This is a genomic window from Algoriphagus sp. Y33, from assembly GCF_014838715.1.
Classification (GTDB): domain Bacteria; phylum Bacteroidota; class Bacteroidia; order Cytophagales; family Cyclobacteriaceae; genus Algoriphagus.
Genome location: NZ_CP061947.1, coordinates 3,800,067 through 3,816,417, shown reverse-complemented (window position 1 = coordinate 3,816,417; position 16,351 = coordinate 3,800,067). Strand labels below are relative to the sequence as shown.

At 42.8% G+C, this 16,351-nt stretch carries 11 protein-coding genes; all 11 read left to right on the top strand.

The genetic code is table 11. The features are described from left to right. Positions 1–261 precede the first annotated feature (261 nt). Complete coding sequence (locus ID165_RS15300; RefSeq protein ID WP_192085794.1) at positions 262–1,551, top strand: glycosyltransferase family 4 protein; 1,290 nt, start codon at positions 262–264, stop codon at positions 1,549–1,551. Then, positions 1,532–2,623 (top strand): DegT/DnrJ/EryC1/StrS aminotransferase family protein, encoded by a 1,092-nt coding sequence (locus tag ID165_RS15295; RefSeq protein ID WP_192085792.1) that lies wholly within the window; start codon positions 1,532–1,534, stop codon positions 2,621–2,623. Before ID165_RS15300 ends, ID165_RS15295 begins: the two co-directional genes overlap by 20 nt. Before the next feature lie 75 nt (positions 2,624–2,698). After that, positions 2,699–3,838, top strand: a complete 1,140-nt coding sequence (locus tag ID165_RS15290; protein ID WP_225586775.1) for a DUF819 domain-containing protein — start codon at positions 2,699–2,701, stop codon at positions 3,836–3,838. Positions 3,839–3,954: 116 nt separating this feature from the next. Beyond that, the gene (locus tag ID165_RS15285) at positions 3,955–4,587 is read left to right on the top strand and encodes an RNA polymerase sigma factor (protein ID WP_192085790.1); all 633 of its coding nucleotides are present in this window, start codon (positions 3,955–3,957) and stop codon (positions 4,585–4,587) included. 486 nt (positions 4,588–5,073) lie between these two features. Continuing rightward, positions 5,074–6,084 (top strand): FecR family protein, encoded by a 1,011-nt coding sequence (locus ID165_RS15280; protein ID WP_192085788.1) that lies wholly within the window; start codon positions 5,074–5,076, stop codon positions 6,082–6,084. A 43-nt stretch (positions 6,085–6,127) separates the two neighbouring features. Then, positions 6,128–9,670 (top strand): SusC/RagA family TonB-linked outer membrane protein, encoded by a 3,543-nt coding sequence (locus tag ID165_RS15275; protein ID WP_225586773.1) that lies wholly within the window; start codon positions 6,128–6,130, stop codon positions 9,668–9,670. An 11-nt stretch (positions 9,671–9,681) separates the two neighbouring features. Further along, positions 9,682–11,199, top strand: coding sequence for a SusD/RagB family nutrient-binding outer membrane lipoprotein (locus ID165_RS15270; protein ID WP_192085786.1), 1,518 nt, complete (start codon positions 9,682–9,684; stop codon positions 11,197–11,199). A 60-nt stretch (positions 11,200–11,259) separates the two neighbouring features. Next, the gene (locus ID165_RS15265) at positions 11,260–12,192 is read left to right on the top strand and encodes an RraA family protein (RefSeq protein ID WP_192085785.1); all 933 of its coding nucleotides are present in this window, start codon (positions 11,260–11,262) and stop codon (positions 12,190–12,192) included. 23 nt (positions 12,193–12,215) lie between these two features. Further along, complete coding sequence (locus ID165_RS15260) at positions 12,216–13,490, top strand: mandelate racemase/muconate lactonizing enzyme family protein (RefSeq protein ID WP_192085783.1); 1,275 nt, start codon at positions 12,216–12,218, stop codon at positions 13,488–13,490. Between the two features lie 150 nt (positions 13,491–13,640). Continuing rightward, positions 13,641–14,618, top strand: coding sequence for an RraA family protein (locus ID165_RS15255; RefSeq protein WP_225586772.1), 978 nt, complete (start codon positions 13,641–13,643; stop codon positions 14,616–14,618). Between the two features lie 218 nt (positions 14,619–14,836). Further along, positions 14,837–16,321, top strand: a complete 1,485-nt coding sequence (locus tag ID165_RS15250; RefSeq protein ID WP_192085781.1) for a mandelate racemase/muconate lactonizing enzyme family protein — start codon at positions 14,837–14,839, stop codon at positions 16,319–16,321. Positions 16,322–16,351 lie beyond the last annotated feature (30 nt).

Genomic DNA, 16,351 nt, shown 5'->3' with positions numbered 1-16,351 from the left:
TGGACCCGGAGTTTTATGCTATGTTATGCATAAAAATTACCGGGTAAACCTGTCAGGTTTTGCTATTAGAACCGTAATAATCTGCTTATTTATCAAAAATCAATGGTGTAAACTTGACAGGTTTTGGTTGACACTCTCTATTCAGCCCCGCTTTCCCCTTTCATCCCCTTTCTGAAGGCTCGTTAATTAATGTTCTTTTTAGAAGTTTGATTTTATGGCCGACTACTTGGTACTTTGTACTTAGTACATTGTGCCCAAATTATGTCCAAAAGAGTTCTAATCATTACCTATTATTGGCCGCCAAGCGGAGGTTCCGGCGTACAGCGCTGGCTGAAGTTTGCCAAATATCTACCTGAAGCAGGTTGGGAGCCGGTGATTTTTACACCGGAAAATCCTGATTTTGACCTTAAAGACGAAAGCCTGGAAAAGGAAATTTCTCCTAATCTGGAGGTAATGAAATTCCCGATCTGGGAACCTTATCAACTTTTGGATAGGCTCCGGGGGAAAAAAGAATCGCATCCGGGAAGGGTGCTGGAGCAAAAAAAACACAGTTTTCTAGAAAGGGCAGCAATCTGGCTGCGGGCGAATTTGCTGGTTCCTGATCCCCGGGTTTTTTGGGTCAAACCTTCAGTCAAATTCTTGACTGAATTAGTGGAAAAAGGACAGTTCCAGGCGGTAATTACTACAGGACCGCCGCACTCCATGCATTTGATTGGGAGAGAATTGAAGCGAAAAACGAATGTTTTTTGGCTTGCTGATTTTCGGGATCCCTGGTCACAATGGGAATTTTTGGATAAACTTCCCATGCAGAATCAAGTGCTGGAAAGGCATAGAAAACTAGAGATGCAGGTATTGGGTGAGGCGGATGTTGTGACCACTATTTCTCCTACATTTCAGCATGATTTAGAGCAGTTAGCTCACCGGAAAATCGAAATACTGACCAATGGCTTTGATTTGGCTGATATTCCACATGACTTTTCTGTGGAAGAAAAAAAAGCGGGCAGTCTGCATTTGGTGTATAGCGGGATCATCGATTCGATCAGAAATCCCATGCCTTTGCTGAATGCAATGAAGGAAGAGTTTTCGATGGAGAAAGGAGAAGTGCACTTTACTTTTGTAGGGCGGGTGAGTGATCAAGTGCGTGAGCAGATTGCTGCGGATTCTTGGCTTTCCTCCCATGTGATTTTGGCGGGATATGTGTCACATCAGGAGGTTTTCCGGTTTTACGAGAAAGCTGATGCCCTGGCTTTGATTCTCACCAATACTAAAAATGCAAAAGGGAACATCCCCGGAAAGCTATTCGAGTATATGGCGACCTCCTTGCCGATTCTGGCTTTGGGAGATCCTGAAGGTGATTCTGCCATGATTTTGGAAGAATCAGGAGCTGGTGAAGTTTTGTCTCATTCGGATCATGTAGCTATTCAAGTCAGCTTGAGGGAGTTGTTTGAGCGGGGAGGAAAAGCTGTTTCGGCAACTGGAATTGAGCACTATTCGCGAAGAAATTTAAGTATTCAATTGGCCAAATTGCTGGATGAGGGTTCCGTTTCTTGATTTGAAAAGAATGGATTCTGAGCTGAAAAATGCTTTGAAATCTAAGTTTTCGGAAATGCTTGACCTAGGTGTTTTTTCCGGCGGAGAGGAAGTGAAGTCACTTGAGTCTAGAATTTCAACTTACCTCAACTCTCCATTTTCTATTGCCTGTGCCAATGGTACAGATGCAATGGAGCTTGCTTTGAGGGCATTGCAAATCGGCTCAGGGGATGAGGTTATCGTTCCTGCGATGACTTGGGTATCCACTGCCGAGGCAGTAGCTATGGTGGGAGCAAAACCGATTTTCTGGGATACGGATGCGAATGGACTATTGGCTGCAGATTGGGGAGAAGCAATAACCCAGAACACGAAGGCAGTCATGCCAGTTCATCTGTACGGTAAAATGGTGGATATGGGAAATCTGATGGCTAAAGCAAAGAAGTATAAACTCTTTGTGATCGAAGACGGAGCCCAGTCTTTTGGTTCTTTTCAAAACAATAAAGCTGCGGGTACTTTTGGAGATGTGGGATGCCTGAGTTTTTATCCTACTAAAAATCTCGGTGCGTTGGGAGAAGCGGGAATGTGCCTGACAGACTCACTTGAACTCACCGAACGAATTAGACAGCTACTTAATCATGGGCAGAAAGTTCGTGATGAACATGAATTGGTAGGAAGAAATAGCAGAATCGATTCTATACAAGCAGGGTTTCTAACTGTTTATATGGACAGGTTTGTTTCATTCCAAAAGTTTCGAAAAAGGCTTGCAGGGATGTACCTTGAGGCGTTGGGGGATCTGGACGGCTTGAGATTGCCGGCCGGTATTTTGGGAAAAGATCATAATGCCCATCTCTTTGTAGTGCAAACTCCCAAAAGAAATGAATTGAAAGAGTTTTTATCCAAGCAAGGAGTAGGTACAGCCATTCATTACCCCCTCAGCTTACCAGAGATGACGGAGTTTTCCTGTCAGGGAAATTTTAGAAATGCCGGAATTCTAAGTGCTCAAGGACTTTCTTTGCCACTAAATCCTTGGATGAGAGAAGAAGAAATAGAATTTGTTAGTGGAAAAGTGAGGCAGTTCTTTCTATCGCATTAAGTGATACTGTTGGGGAAGTCTGATTTGGAGGGGTTCAAAAGCTCTCGATAAATGTTTTTTTGCCTATTTTACCCTATGACTTGGACTCAAGACCCCATTTACATTAGTGGAATGCTCTGCATGTTTGTACTGCTGTCTGTTTGGCTGGCAAAATTCAAAGGTTGGAAAATAGTGGGCATGCCTATATTGGTGATAGTAATTACGGCTATTGCAGCCAACTTCGGTATTATCCCTACTGCGACGGGAGGTAATCCTGTTTATGTGGGGATATTTAAGTGTTTGGCACCTATGGGGATTTTCATTGCCTTGCTGGAGGTAGATCTCAAAAGCCTCAAAAAAGCTGGAATGCCGATTTTGCTTATGTTTGGCATTGGTGCGGTGGGGACAATTATCGGAGTACTGGTCGCTTGGTATCTAGTGAAGCCGGCAGTAGAAATTGGGCCGATGGCAAATGCAGTAGCAGGAATGTACACCGGTACTTATATAGGTGGAAGTATCAATTTCAATGCGATCGCCTTGAGCTATCAAGTTAACGAGAATGCAGACTTGTTTGCAGCCACCACTGTGGTAGATAACCTCATAGGAACACCTTGGATTATTGCTACACTAATTTTGCCGAAGTATTTGCAGACTTTTTTGCCCAGAAAGAAATTGCTTCCGTCGGGAAATGCGGGTCAAAAAATTAAAACCAACGAATCTGTAAGTATAGCTGGCTTGGCAAGTATTTTGGGCTTGGCATTTCTGGCTATGGCAGTTTCAAAATTAACCTCGCAGTTTTTTCCGCAGATTCCCGAGATACTTACACTCACCACCATTGCGTTGATTTTGGCCCAAATACGGTTACTGAAGAAACTGGAGGGTACGCACACAATTGGTTTTTTCCTTATCTTACTTTTCCTGTCGGCTATTGGGACACTGTGTGATTTGGGTACATTGGTGGGACTGGGCGATCTTGCAGGAGTGTTGTTTTTGTTTGTTTCAGTACTGGTATTGATTCATGGACTGGTGATTTTTGGACTTGGAGCATTATTCCGGATCGATTGGGATGTTATTGCGGTGGCGTCTCAGGCAAATGTTGGAGGAAACACTACCGCATTGGCAGCAGCTGAAAGCTTGAACCGCCCTGATTTGTTGATTCCAGGAGTTTTGGTGGGAAGTTTGGGAAATGCTTTGGGAACCTACGGCGGTTTTTTTATTGCTGGTATACTGGGGTAATACTGTTTTATAATAGTTGGTTGATTGCTTCTGTGAGATATTTAAAGTAAGTTTTTGATATAATATAAAAAACTTACTACCTTAAAATCGAATTTTACAGGAATAAAATTTTGTATATGAGTAGCAAGGTTGATCTATTTATTTCAGGAAGTCCGAAAACCACTTCCGGTTCATGTTCGGACGAGAGAGCTTTGTGGCAAAGTTTGATAAAGGGCAATGATCTGGCTTTTTCCAATTTGTATCAGCGCTTTTCCAACTTGCTTTTTAATTATGGTATGCATTTTTGCTACAATCGGGAATTGGTCAAAGACTGTATTCAGGAGTTGTTTACCACTATTTGGAATAGAAGAGAATCACTGTCGGAAGTGGAGTCAGTTAAGTATTACCTGTTTAAGTCATTTCGAAATCTACTTATCCAGCATATCAATAGGGATAGAAAGCTCTTCACTGATTTGGATGAAGGTCAGGAGTCGCGGGCTTTTGAAGCGTCGATTGAAGACGGCTTGGTTTCTCTCGATTATGCAAAGGAAAATGAGAGGAAAGTCACCGATGCACTTACAAAAATTTCAAAAAGACAGCGGGAAATTGTAGTGCTCAAGTATTTCAATGAGCTGAGTTATTCAGAAATAGCGGGCCTAATGTCAATTACCCCTGCTTCTGCCCATAATCTTCTTTCAAAAGCATTACAATGTATGAGAGTTGTGATGAAAGCTTTGTCGTTAGTTTCTTTTCTCAATTATTACTTTTAATTTTTTATGTATATCCGCTTTTCTGCCAGTAAAGAGACTAAAGCATTATAGGATTTGGAAAACACTAGTGCCGAGGCCACTTCGGTCTTCTGTCATCGGTTTTCCTGTCGTTACACCAAAGAAAATGAGGCTACTGGCATCATTGCGGATAATCATATAATTTTTTATGGGTATGGGCGCAATGATGCCGGCAGGTATGTTTCTTTTACTGGGCGCATGCCTATAGGCAAGGAATGCGGAAGACCCTACCCAGGTGGGGCAGGCCGAAGTGGTGTTGATGTTTGCGTTTCCTGAACCTTACAATGCTTTATCCTAGGGGTTGGTATAAAAATGGAAACACCTATTTTTATTCAATAATACCTTGTTAATCAGAGTTTTAATTGGTTATTTTTTTGCCTTTACTTAATTTTTCCCAAAAAAGATTAAAAAAAATGATGAGGTTTTGATGCTGTGATACTCTTATAGGTATTAACCAAAAGAGTTGCAGTGAATCATCAACCTACCGATTACGATAATTTTTCGACAGATGACTTTGTCATGGATCCGTTTTTCAAAGAATGGGTGCTCTTTTCAGATCCGGTTCATGAAGAGTTTTGGACTATTTGGAAAGATGCTAACCCATCCAAAATAAAATTGCTGGAAGAAGCAAAAAGATTGGTTTTGACTCTTGAGAAGTCAAAGTTTGAAATGAATTCAGATGAATTGCATGCAGTGTGGGATGCTGTACAAGCTGATATTAAAAATCCCCGAAGGATTCTTAAACCATCATCCCGAAGGAAGAAATTTTGGCCTCTAACCTCTGTGGCTGCGTCTATTGTTTTCGCCTTCCTTGTCTGGTATTGGTATGAGTTGCCAAGGGAAATAGAATATCAAACTGCTTATGGAGAAACCAAAGAAATCATGCTGCCTGACAGTTCCATTGTAATCTTGAATTCTAATTCCAGATTGGCTTTTGTTAATGATTGGGAAGACCAAACCGCCAGAGAAATCAGGATCGAAGGAGAAGCATTTTTTAGTGTGGTTCATAAAACAGATCATCAACCTTTCAAAGTATTTAGCTCACAAAATGTGGCTATAGAAGTTCTGGGGACAGAATTTAATGTCTATAACCGATCGCAGGAGACAGAGGTGGTGCTGGCTTCCGGGCTGGTGACCCTGAGCTTTCCTGTGAAAGAAAAAGAGGGCAAAATCCTGATGAGTCCAGGAGAATTGGTAGAATTTAAAGAGAGTAAGTTTCAGCGTAAGAAAGTAAATACCACACACTACACTTCGTGGAAAGACAAAGTGTTCCACTTGGATGAGACCAGCTTGGAAGAGATTATAAAGATGGCCAGAAATAATTACGGGATTGATATTGACGTGCAAGATCATGAAGTGCTAAAACTAACAGCATCAGGCTCTATGCCGCTTAGTGATGCGGCAAGTTTTATGTCGCAGATTTCCAAAATATTCAATGTTGAAATAGTAGACGAGCACAATAAGTACCTGATTAAATAACCCAAAATGAAGTATTCCCCAAATAACCTGAACCCTGTTTACAATGAGAAAGTTTGTACTATTAGTATGTATAAGCTATTCGATTTCTTGGTTTGCATCAGCGCAAGTCGAGGGTTTGATAGCTTCGGAAAAACACCTAGATACCTCTACATCTAGATATGATAACAGGGACCTAAAAGAGGTCCTTACCCAATTCGAGAACAAATTCAATGTCTCGATAGCTTACAAGGATGAATTGGTACAATCAAAAAAGATCAAATCATCAAAATCTTCCTTTAATACAGTGGAGGAAGGGTTAAAAGTAGTTTTGAAAGAAACTGGTCTCAGCTACGAGAAGGCAGGTGAGAATTTTTATGTGATATTCCAAAATAGGTCTAACCAATCCGTTAAAGGAGCTGATTTGAGATTTATTCAAACAGCTTCGCTGGCACCATCTTCGGAAGGGAGAATTTCCACGTCTGAGGCAACTATAGCCAGAAGTGTGAATTCTATAAATGACAGACGTAGAGTTCAAATCACTGGCAAGGTGACGGATGAAAATGGCGTGGGGTTTCCGGGAGTAAATGTATTGCTGAAAGGAACTTCCGTAGGTACTGTCACCGACAACAACGGAAATTATTCCATCAACGCAGAAAATGAATCTTCCGTCTTGGTTTTTTCATTTGTAGGCTACCTCAATCAGGAAATTACAGTTGGCAACAGATCCGTGGTTGACCTGACAATGAAAGTAGATGAAAGTGACTTGGAAGAAGTAGTCGTTACCGCCTTGGGAATAGAAAAATCTGCCAAAAGCCTCGGTTATGCTACCTCCACAGTGAAATCAGATGAGCTAACTGTAAATAGAACCCCCAATGTGATGAATGCCCTTCAGGGTAAAGTAGCAGGAGTATCTATCTCTGCACTGGGTTCCGGACCCGGGGGCACTTCAAAAATCCGTATCAGGGGACAATCATCTATTTCAGGGCAAAACAACCCGTTGATAGTGGTTAATGGAGTTCCTATTGACAACACAAATTTTGGTTCCAATCCTGGCAATGGTGCTTCTGATAGCAGTATAGGAGTGCGGGGCGGAGGAGGAAACACCTCTGATGGCGGAGATGGGCTTTCCAGTATCAATCCCGATGATGTAGAATCCATGACGATTCTAAAAGGAGCTGCAGCGGCGGCATTATATGGTTCCCGTGCCAAAGACGGGGTAGTAATGATTACTACCAAAAGCAAGAATGACACGCGGGGAATCGGGATTACCTATAATCTGAATTATACAAATGAGGCACCTTTGGATTTTACCGACTATCAATATGAATACGGTCAAGGTGAACAAGGTGTAAGGCCAACCACCCCAAATCCGACTTCAGGGCAATGGTCATTCGGAGAGAGGTTCCAGCCCGGAATGACACAAATGTTGTTTGACGGCGTGACGGTTCCTTACCAGCCTGTAAGGGGAATTATCAATGATTTTTTTCGCAACGGGCAAAATGTGACAAATTCAATAACCCTGGCAACCTCTACTGAAAAAGGCGGGCTTAGTCTATCCTTTTCGGATCTAAACAGCAAGGGGATCGTACCCAACAATACCTTTAATAGAAAGACAATAAACCTGGGCTTTGGCTATGATTTGACACCTAAATTTAGCTTTAAGGGCAATTTTAACTACTCTGTAGAGGAGAACAAAAACCCGCCAAACATCGGTGAGCAAGACAATACAATTCCTGTGGCTCTTTACAGCATGGCTAATTCTATGCCGCTGAACGTACTGGATGAAAATAAGTATGATGCAAATGGGGACGAAGCTGTTTACTCAAGATTTCGTAACCGGACCAACCCATACTTTACCCTGGCAGAGCAATTTCAGAATATTAAACGGGATAGGATTTTCGGAAATATAGCTGTGAAATATGACATTCTTCCTTGGTTGTTTATCCAAGGAAGAGTGGGAGAGGATTATTGGTCACGTGATCAGGATTACAATAATTTTCCTACAGGTCAAGCTTCCAGGGCGGCTGCGCCTGCAGGATTTGTCAACGGTATGTACACTCAGGAATCCAGGCGATTCCGTGAGATCAATACGGATTTTCTTGTTAATGTGAATCATAAATTTGGTGATTATACACTGAATGCAAATTTTGGTGGAAACCATATGCAGCGTCGTTCCGATCGCAACAGTGTACAGGTTACAGATTTTGTTGTAAGGGGATTGTATACCGTGCAGAATGGAAGGGCCAAGGATCCTCTTTATGATTTGAATGAGCGTGCGGTAAATTCCCTCTATGGTTCGGCAGAATTCTCATTTAAGGATATGCTGTTTTTGACAGGGACTTTGCGAAATGATTGGTTTTCTACACTTTCCAAAGAAAACAGGAGCATTATTTATCCTTCAGTATCTGCAAGTTGGGTGTTCACGGAAAATACGGGAACAACGGGCTGGTTGAACTTCGGCAAGTTGAGGGCAGCTTACGCGGAGGTGGGAAGTGATGCAGACGTGGGAGCATACTCAAATGTGCTTTTCTATGGTATCAACAACAACCTTTTCGATGGACAGCCTGTCGGAGGTCCAAACGGCACCAACCTTCCCAACCCAAATTTGCGGCCTATGAGAATCGGAGAAGCAGAAATAGGTTTCGAGCTGAGTATGTTCCAAGGCAGAGTGAATCTTGATATGGCTGCTTATAGAAAACTTACTACAGACCAGATAGTAAGTGCTCAGATTTCAGACGCGTCGGGCTTTGTGAATACATCTATCAATAGTGGTCAAAGTGAAAATAAAGGAGTGGAAATGCTGCTCACCCTGGTACCCGTCGAAAACGAAAAGTTCACTTGGGAATTTACCACAAATGCGGCATACAATAAGACAGAGGTGCTCAGCTTATTGACAGACACTCCTGGAGAGCGAATCACAGTTGGCACACATGTTTTCAATGGGGAGCTGAGACAAATCGTGGGAATGGAAATGGGGCAAGTTGCGGGATTCGGCTTCAAGCGGGATGCGCAGGGACGTCAGGTTTTTGGTGGAAATGGTATTCCACTTCGTACAGATGACTTGGTGAATTTTGGCTCTGCATTACCTAATTGGGTGGGGGGATTCAATAACTCATTCAATTATAAAGGAGTGATGCTTTCCTTTCTGATTGACTTCAAGCTAGGAAATACCATGCTTTCCGGTACTAATTTCAATGCGACCAGACATGGTCTTCATAAGATGACTCTGGAAGGAAGAGAAGGAGGAGTGATCGGCGTAGGTGTCAATGAAGCCGGCGAGACAAACACAGTCGTAGCACCCGTCCAATCCTATTGGGAGGTCGTAAGGTCTCAAGCCTTGGTGGAGCCGGTGATTTATAATGGTGGTTATTGGAAGCTTCGGCAAATTACGCTGGGCTATGATTTTACGAAACATCTGCCCGAAAAACAGCCGTTCAAGTCGGTTAAACTAAATTTTGTGGCAAATAACGTCTTTATGATCAAGAAATGGGTTGACAATATCGATCCGGAGTCTTTCGGGTATTCTTCAGACAACTTAGTAGGCTTGGAGTCCACTGGCCTTCCGTCTACGAGAGGTTTAGGTTTCAATCTTAATGTCAAATTCTAAGCTATACAGACATGCAAAAGATCATCAATTATATATTCATACTAGTAGTATTGGTTTATTCATCGGGATGCGACAATAACTTTGATGAACTCAATACCAATAAAGTCAGTGCAACTTCAATTGATCCGGTATTTCAACTGAATGCCGCGATTGTAGGCTGTGCATACCCGAATGGAAGTTTAGTCTATGATATTGGGATTGTTCAGCAGATAGTCACCCCTAATTCAGGGCTGGTCTCAGGAGCCAATTACAACCAAGATAACAGAACCTTGACTCAGGAACTGTGGCAGGGATATTATAGAAACGTGATCAAAAATACACGTGATGTAATCAACCAGACAGAAGATAACCCTTCCCGGGCCAATCTTAAGAATATGACCAGAATTGTTCAAGCATTTGCGTTTATGGTGCTGACGGATGATTATGGGAGTATTCCGTATTTCGAAGGAGGCAAAGGCTATTCAGATCAGATTTACCTGCCTGTGTATGATTCTCAGGAAGCTATTTACGAGGATTTGATCAAAGAATTGACTGAAGCTACTGCAGCTTTGGATCTTTCCGGAACTATGGAATCTGCTGATATTCTCTACGGAGGTGATTTGAACAAATGGAAGAGTTTTGGTTATTCACTGCTTCTGAGAGCAGGGATGCGGCTGAGCAAAGTAGATCCCGTCACAGCTGCCCAAGTGGTACAGGTAGCCGTGCAGGGGGGAGTTATTTTGACAAATGACGATAACGCCAAAATCAACCATGACCCAAACTACACCAATCCCATCGGTAATTTCCTGAATGCAACTGAAGCTTCCAATTTCTACTTAACGGAACCATTTGTAGACTATCTGCGAAACAGGAATGATCCACGTCTTTCTGCAATTGCAGTAACTTATGTAGGTGCCAAATCAGGTCCGGAGCAGACAGCCGCCAATGAAACCTATGATGCAAGTATCCATGTGGGAATGCCCATGGGGAACGATAATGCAGGAGCTGTAAGTGCTGCTTCGGCATTGGGATTGGCCAGTTTTTACGAATTTGCGCAAGCAGATAGAAGACGGGTGACCAAAAATACTGCACCAAACTTTCTTGTTACTGCTTCGCAAAATTATTTGCTTATGGCAGAAGCAAGAGAAAGGGGCTGGATCAGCAGCGGATCGGTGGAAGAGTACTACAATGCCGGAGTCCGTGCCCATATGAATCAGCTTGGTACGGTGGATGAAGGATCTGTCATTTCCACTTCTGAAATAGATCAATATCTCGAGCAAAATCCCTTCGAAGCGTCTATGGCAATGGAGCAGATCAACACGCAATATTGGATCTCCAGCTTTCTGAATGGTCCAGAAGCTTTTGCTAACTTCAGGAGATCGGGCTATCCGGAATTGACTCCAAATCCATATCCTGGAAGGGACGTGGAATTTATCAATCGATTAACTTATCCGAATTCTGAAATTTCTGTGAATTCCGAAAATGTCCAAGCTGCTATTTCAGCTCAGGGAGCTGATAACCTTGAGACCAAAGTTTGGTGGGATAAATAGAAACATAACCGGGTCTGGAAAACCCAGACTCGGTTTTTTAGATTTTAGTTATATTCCAAGATGAACAAATCATATCTAACCCTATTGTTTCTATTCTTAGTTGTAATAGAATCTTTTTCTCAGCAAATTTCCAAAGAAGAAATGCTCTTTCTCACCCAAGAATGGAAAGGAGAAAGATTTGAAGATGGTCGCCCTAAAGTGTCTGATGACCTATTGAAGCGAATGAAAATCGTTACCCATGACGAAGCATGGGCAGTGATGAAAAATGCAGGCTACAAATACCAATATGCAGATGGATGGGAGATGATCAATCCTGACAGCATTATGGTGGGAAGGGCTTTGACAGCCACTTTTATGCCTGGCAGGCCAGATATCCATGGAGCCATAGATGCCCGTGGAAAAGCTGAAGGAAAGAAAGGACAGAATGTTTGGCCAGTGGATTTATTGGTAGAAGGAGATGTATATGTTGCCGACCAGTTCGGGATTCATGATGGAGGTCCTACTATCGGCGATAATGTAGGCAATGCGATTTATGCCAATTCAGGCAATGGAATAGTTTATAATGGAGCTATCAGGGATATCGCCGGACTCAAAGAAATCGGAGGCTTCACCTCCTATTACCGTACATATCATCCTTCCCATCATAACCAACCTAGAGATTTAAATACCATGCTGATCGGTATCAATAAACCTACAAAAATCGGACAAGCTACAGTGATGGCAGGTGATGTGGTTTTAGGTCGTGACGGTGCAGTTTCGTTTATCCCCGCTCATCTAGTCGAGCAGGTAGTAGTTACCTCTGAGGTAGTTCGGTTGAGGGATATGTTTGGGCATGAGCGAATCCGTGAAGGAAAATATACTGCCGGTGATATCGATACCAGGTGGTCTGATGAAATAGAAAAAGACTTTTCTCAGTGGCTTGAAGCCCATATTGACGAATTGCCTATAGCAAGGGAGCAGATTCAAGAAATACTCAAAAACAGAACCTGGTAACTAATTAAAAATCTGATAAACCTATGAAACCTAAAAATACAAGAAGATCATTTCTTCAAAAAAGTGCTGTAGCCGGACTGACCGGCGCTGGCTTATTGGGGACTTTTGGCGGTTTAAATGAAGCAGTGGCACGACAAAATCCCTACTCTAATCCTTCAGATCTAAAAATTACGGATGTAAAGTGTGCCTATGTGCGGGGTGCAGTCTATGTAAAAATATATACCGATCAGGACGTTTGGGGATGTGGTGAAGCAGTAGATGCTATCCAAGGTACCTATTACATGATTCAGCGCATGGGGAGACAGCTTAGGGGGCAAAACCCACTAAATCCCAATCGACTAGCAGAGCAAATCCGCAAAGGAGCTTTTTTTGGTGGTGCACAATCCGGAGTATTTGTGGCTGTTTTGACAGCGATTGAAACAGCCCTTTGGGATATTACCGGAAAAGTATTTAACGTTCCTGTTTACCAATTGCTGGGAGGGAAATTCAGAGATAAAATCCGGGTCTATTGCGATACAGCACTTTATACGTCTACCAATCCTACTCCGGATGATTATGCCGCTGCTGCAAAGAATGCCGTCTCCCGGGGATATAACGCAGTAAAATTTGATGTAGATGATGCAAGAGATCCTAATAAATATGACCGATACAACTGGACAGCGAGTCCGGCAGAAATAGACAGAATGTACAATGCCATAGCGGCAGTGAGGGAAGAGGTGGGACCCAATATAGATATCTGTGTAGATATGCACGGGAGATATGACGCAATAACCGGAATGAAGATGGCGAAAGCTTACGAGCCTCTGAATTTGATGTTTTTAGAAGAACCAATACCTGCTGATAATCCGGAAATGTATAAGCATATTACCCAAGAGACTAGCACTCCGATCTGTGCCGGCGAAAATATCTACCTAGCCTACGGATTTACAAAACTATTGTCGGATGGAGCCTTGAATATCATTATGCCCGATCTGCAGAAGGCAGGGGGATTAGGAGAAGGTCAGCGCATTGCCAATTTGGCCAATCTTCATTATGTGCCTTTTTCTCCTCATATGGTGGCTTCTTTTTTAGGCGCTATGGCGAGTTGCCATGTATGTGCGTCGGTGCCAAACTTCCAGATTATGGAATGGCAAATCTATATGGACACCGACGATCTCTGGAAAGATATCGTGACCTACGATGGCCCGAAAACTGAAAATAGCTTCATCACTCTTTCTGAGAAGCCTGGAATCGGAGTGGAAATCAATGAGGAAGGAATGAAAAAACACGCAGTTCCGGGGATTCCTTTTTTTGAATAATGCCGGGGTACTTCACCGTCATAAACCAGAATTAATGGTAAGGATGACCATATAACATAGAAAGAGGGTCGTTTCAATTGAAAGTCCCAACCTTATTATAACTAAAAAAACAGCACCTTGAGTAAATCGATAAACCCTGGCCAAATAACTATGAATATCTTTTATCTTGAATTTAAAGCTTTGCGTGGGACGCATGCCTTAGCGAGTATACTTGCTGTGATCCTTTTTGTAGTGGGTGGAAGTGCTACAGCACAACATGTGGGAGCTTCCCCGGAATACATCAAAGCCCTCACCGCAGATTGGACGGGGGAGCGTTTTCAAGACGGCAGACCCAAGGTCTCAGATTCCATTCTTGAACGATTGAAAAACATCTCCATCGAAGAGGCTTGGGGCGTGCTTAGAAACAAAGGCTATCAAAACCAATATGAAGGGGACTGGCAAATCATGCTTCCTGAGGAAGCAATGACCGGTCGTGTAGTTACAGCTCAATACATGCCCCTAAGACCTGATTTGGAGAAGCAAGTTAAAGACCAGGGAGTAGAAAAAGAAGGTAGATCCCCAAAAGGAGGGACTAACTCCTGGCCAATTGATATCCTTACCAATGGAGATGTATATGTGGCCGATGGGTATGGAAAGATAGTGGACGGAACTTTGATCGGTGATAATCTCGGAAATGCGATCTACGCCAAATCCCAGCGGGGAGTAATTTTCAATGGCTCGGTTCGTGATCAGGAAGGGCTCTCTGCAATCGAAGGTTTCAATGCCTGGATGAAAGGCCAAGATCCTTCCTACATCCAGCAAATGATGCTTACGTCCATTAATTCTCCGATTCGCATAGGGAGAGCAACAGTACTTCCGGGTGATGTGGTGTTGGCGAAGAAATACGGAGTGATTTTTATTCCTGCCTATCTGGTGGAGGAACTGGTGTTGACATCCGAAGTGACTGGATTAAGAGATGAATTCGGGCATCAAAGACTTCGGGAAGGAAAGTATCTGGCTGGTCAGATAGACAGTCAGTGGACAGAGGAGATCAAAAAGGATTTTCTGGACTGGTTGAATAATTACCCCGGAAAACTTCCAATGACTAAGGAAGAATTGGACGATTATCTGAAAGAAAGAAATTATTGAGGTTGGATGATAGTTCACCAAACTTATTTTCAACTAGTGTTATGTTAAGTGTAAAAAGTACCGGATAAACCTGTCAGGTTTTGCTATTTAGAACCATAAGAAGCTACTTATTCATCAAAAATCCATGGTGTAAACCTGACGGATCTTGGGTAATACTACACGAGTTATAATATGATTATTTGCGATTAAACTGATAATAAACAATAACCCAATCTACTATGAAAAGCACGCTTAAAGATCTGATAGAAAAAAACAAAACAAGAGAACAGCAGTATACCGCGCAGAGGCAAGCAGAAATTGACAATCCATTTACAAAGGACAACAGGAGGGATTTTTTGAAGAAAACAGCACTGGGAGGATTGAGTTTGACAGCACTCATGGGGCTAAGCATTGAAGATACCATGGCCGAAACGACCAAAAATTTGCGTAGAGCTTCTGCACCGTCTGATCTGAAAATTACGGATATGAGATACGCCCATACTGCGGTAATGGGAGGTACAGCCATTTTGCGTATTGATACCAATCAAGGTATTTACGGACTGGGAGAAGTACGTGACGGTGCAGATCCAACGTATGCTTTGATGCTGAAAAGCCGTATTCTTGGGGAGAATCCATGTAACGTGGAGAAAATTTTTAAGATTATCAAGCAGTTTGGCGGTCAGTCCCGCCAAGCCGGAGGGGTTTGTGGAGTAGAGATGGCGTTATGGGATCTTTGTGGAAAAGCCTATAATGTGCCAGCCTGGCAACTGCTGGGTGGGAGATATAGGGATTCTGTGAGGCTATATGCCGATACGCCGGAAGCAAGTTCTCCGGAAGAGCAAAGGAAACTTATCAAATACAGAACTGAGGAGCAGGGATATACGTGGTTGAAGATGGATGTTTCGATTGGGGAGATTATGGATATCCCAGGCTGTATTGTGAATCCTGAGATTTTCAAGCAAGGGAAAAGCCAGTGGCAGGGAGGCTATATGTCCTATGCAAATACAGCACATCCATTTACAGGTGTACAGATTACAGAAAAAGGTCTTGACGAGCTTGCAAAAATCGTGGATAATGTGAGAAGTATGGTAGGGTATGATATTCCGATATCAACAGATCACTATGGACACTTTGACTTGAACAATTGTATCCGGCTAGGCCAAGCACTTGATAAATATCGTCTGGCATGGTTGGAAGACATGGTTCCTTGGCAGATGTGGCAGCAGCACAAGACTATCACGGATGCACTGAACACTCCTACGACTACCGGTGAAGACATCTATCTACTGGAATATTTCAAAGACCTCATCGATAATCATGCTGTAGATATTGTACATCCGGATTTGGCATCCTCAGGCGGTCTTTTGGAGACAAAGAGAATCGCGGATTATGCGGAAGAAAAAGGAATTGGTATGGCTATGCACCAGGCCGGTACCCCTGTTTCATTTATGGCAAATGTGCATTGTGCAGCCGCGACACAGAATTTTCTTGCGTTAGAGCACCATTCGGTAGATATACCTTGGTGGGAGGATATGGTGACGATGACAGGTGGAGGCAAGATGATTGACAAAGGATATGCACCGGTTCCATTGGATGCTCCAGGGTTAGGAATCGAGCTGAATGAAGAAGTGGTGAAAGCGCATTTGCATAAGTCTGATAGTTCTTTTTTCGCTCCTACAGAGATGTGGAATGAAAAGCGCTCTCATGACCGAACTTACAGTTAAGACACCTATTTTACCTATTGATATACCCGA

Bases quoted from the DNA above. Each gene is read 5' to 3' on its own strand.
- ID165_RS15300 (WP_192085794.1), top strand. From the start codon at position 262: ATGTCCAAAAGAGTTCTAATCATTACCTATTATTGGCCGCCAAGCGGA.
- ID165_RS15295 (WP_192085792.1), top strand. From the start codon at position 1,532: ATGAGGGTTCCGTTTCTTGATTTGAAAAGAATGGATTCTGAGCTGAAA.
- ID165_RS15290 (WP_225586775.1), top strand. From the start codon at position 2,699: ATGACTTGGACTCAAGACCCCATTTACATTAGTGGAATGCTCTGCATG.
- ID165_RS15285 (WP_192085790.1), top strand. From the start codon at position 3,955: ATGAGTAGCAAGGTTGATCTATTTATTTCAGGAAGTCCGAAAACCACT.
- ID165_RS15275 (WP_225586773.1), top strand. From the start codon at position 6,128: ATGAGAAAGTTTGTACTATTAGTATGTATAAGCTATTCGATTTCTTGG.
- ID165_RS15270 (WP_192085786.1), top strand. From the start codon at position 9,682: ATGCAAAAGATCATCAATTATATATTCATACTAGTAGTATTGGTTTAT.
- ID165_RS15265 (WP_192085785.1), top strand. From the start codon at position 11,260: ATGAACAAATCATATCTAACCCTATTGTTTCTATTCTTAGTTGTAATA.
- ID165_RS15260 (WP_192085783.1), top strand. From the start codon at position 12,216: ATGAAACCTAAAAATACAAGAAGATCATTTCTTCAAAAAAGTGCTGTA.
- ID165_RS15255 (WP_225586772.1), top strand. From the start codon at position 13,641: ATGAATATCTTTTATCTTGAATTTAAAGCTTTGCGTGGGACGCATGCC.
- ID165_RS15250 (WP_192085781.1), top strand. From the start codon at position 14,837: ATGAAAAGCACGCTTAAAGATCTGATAGAAAAAAACAAAACAAGAGAA.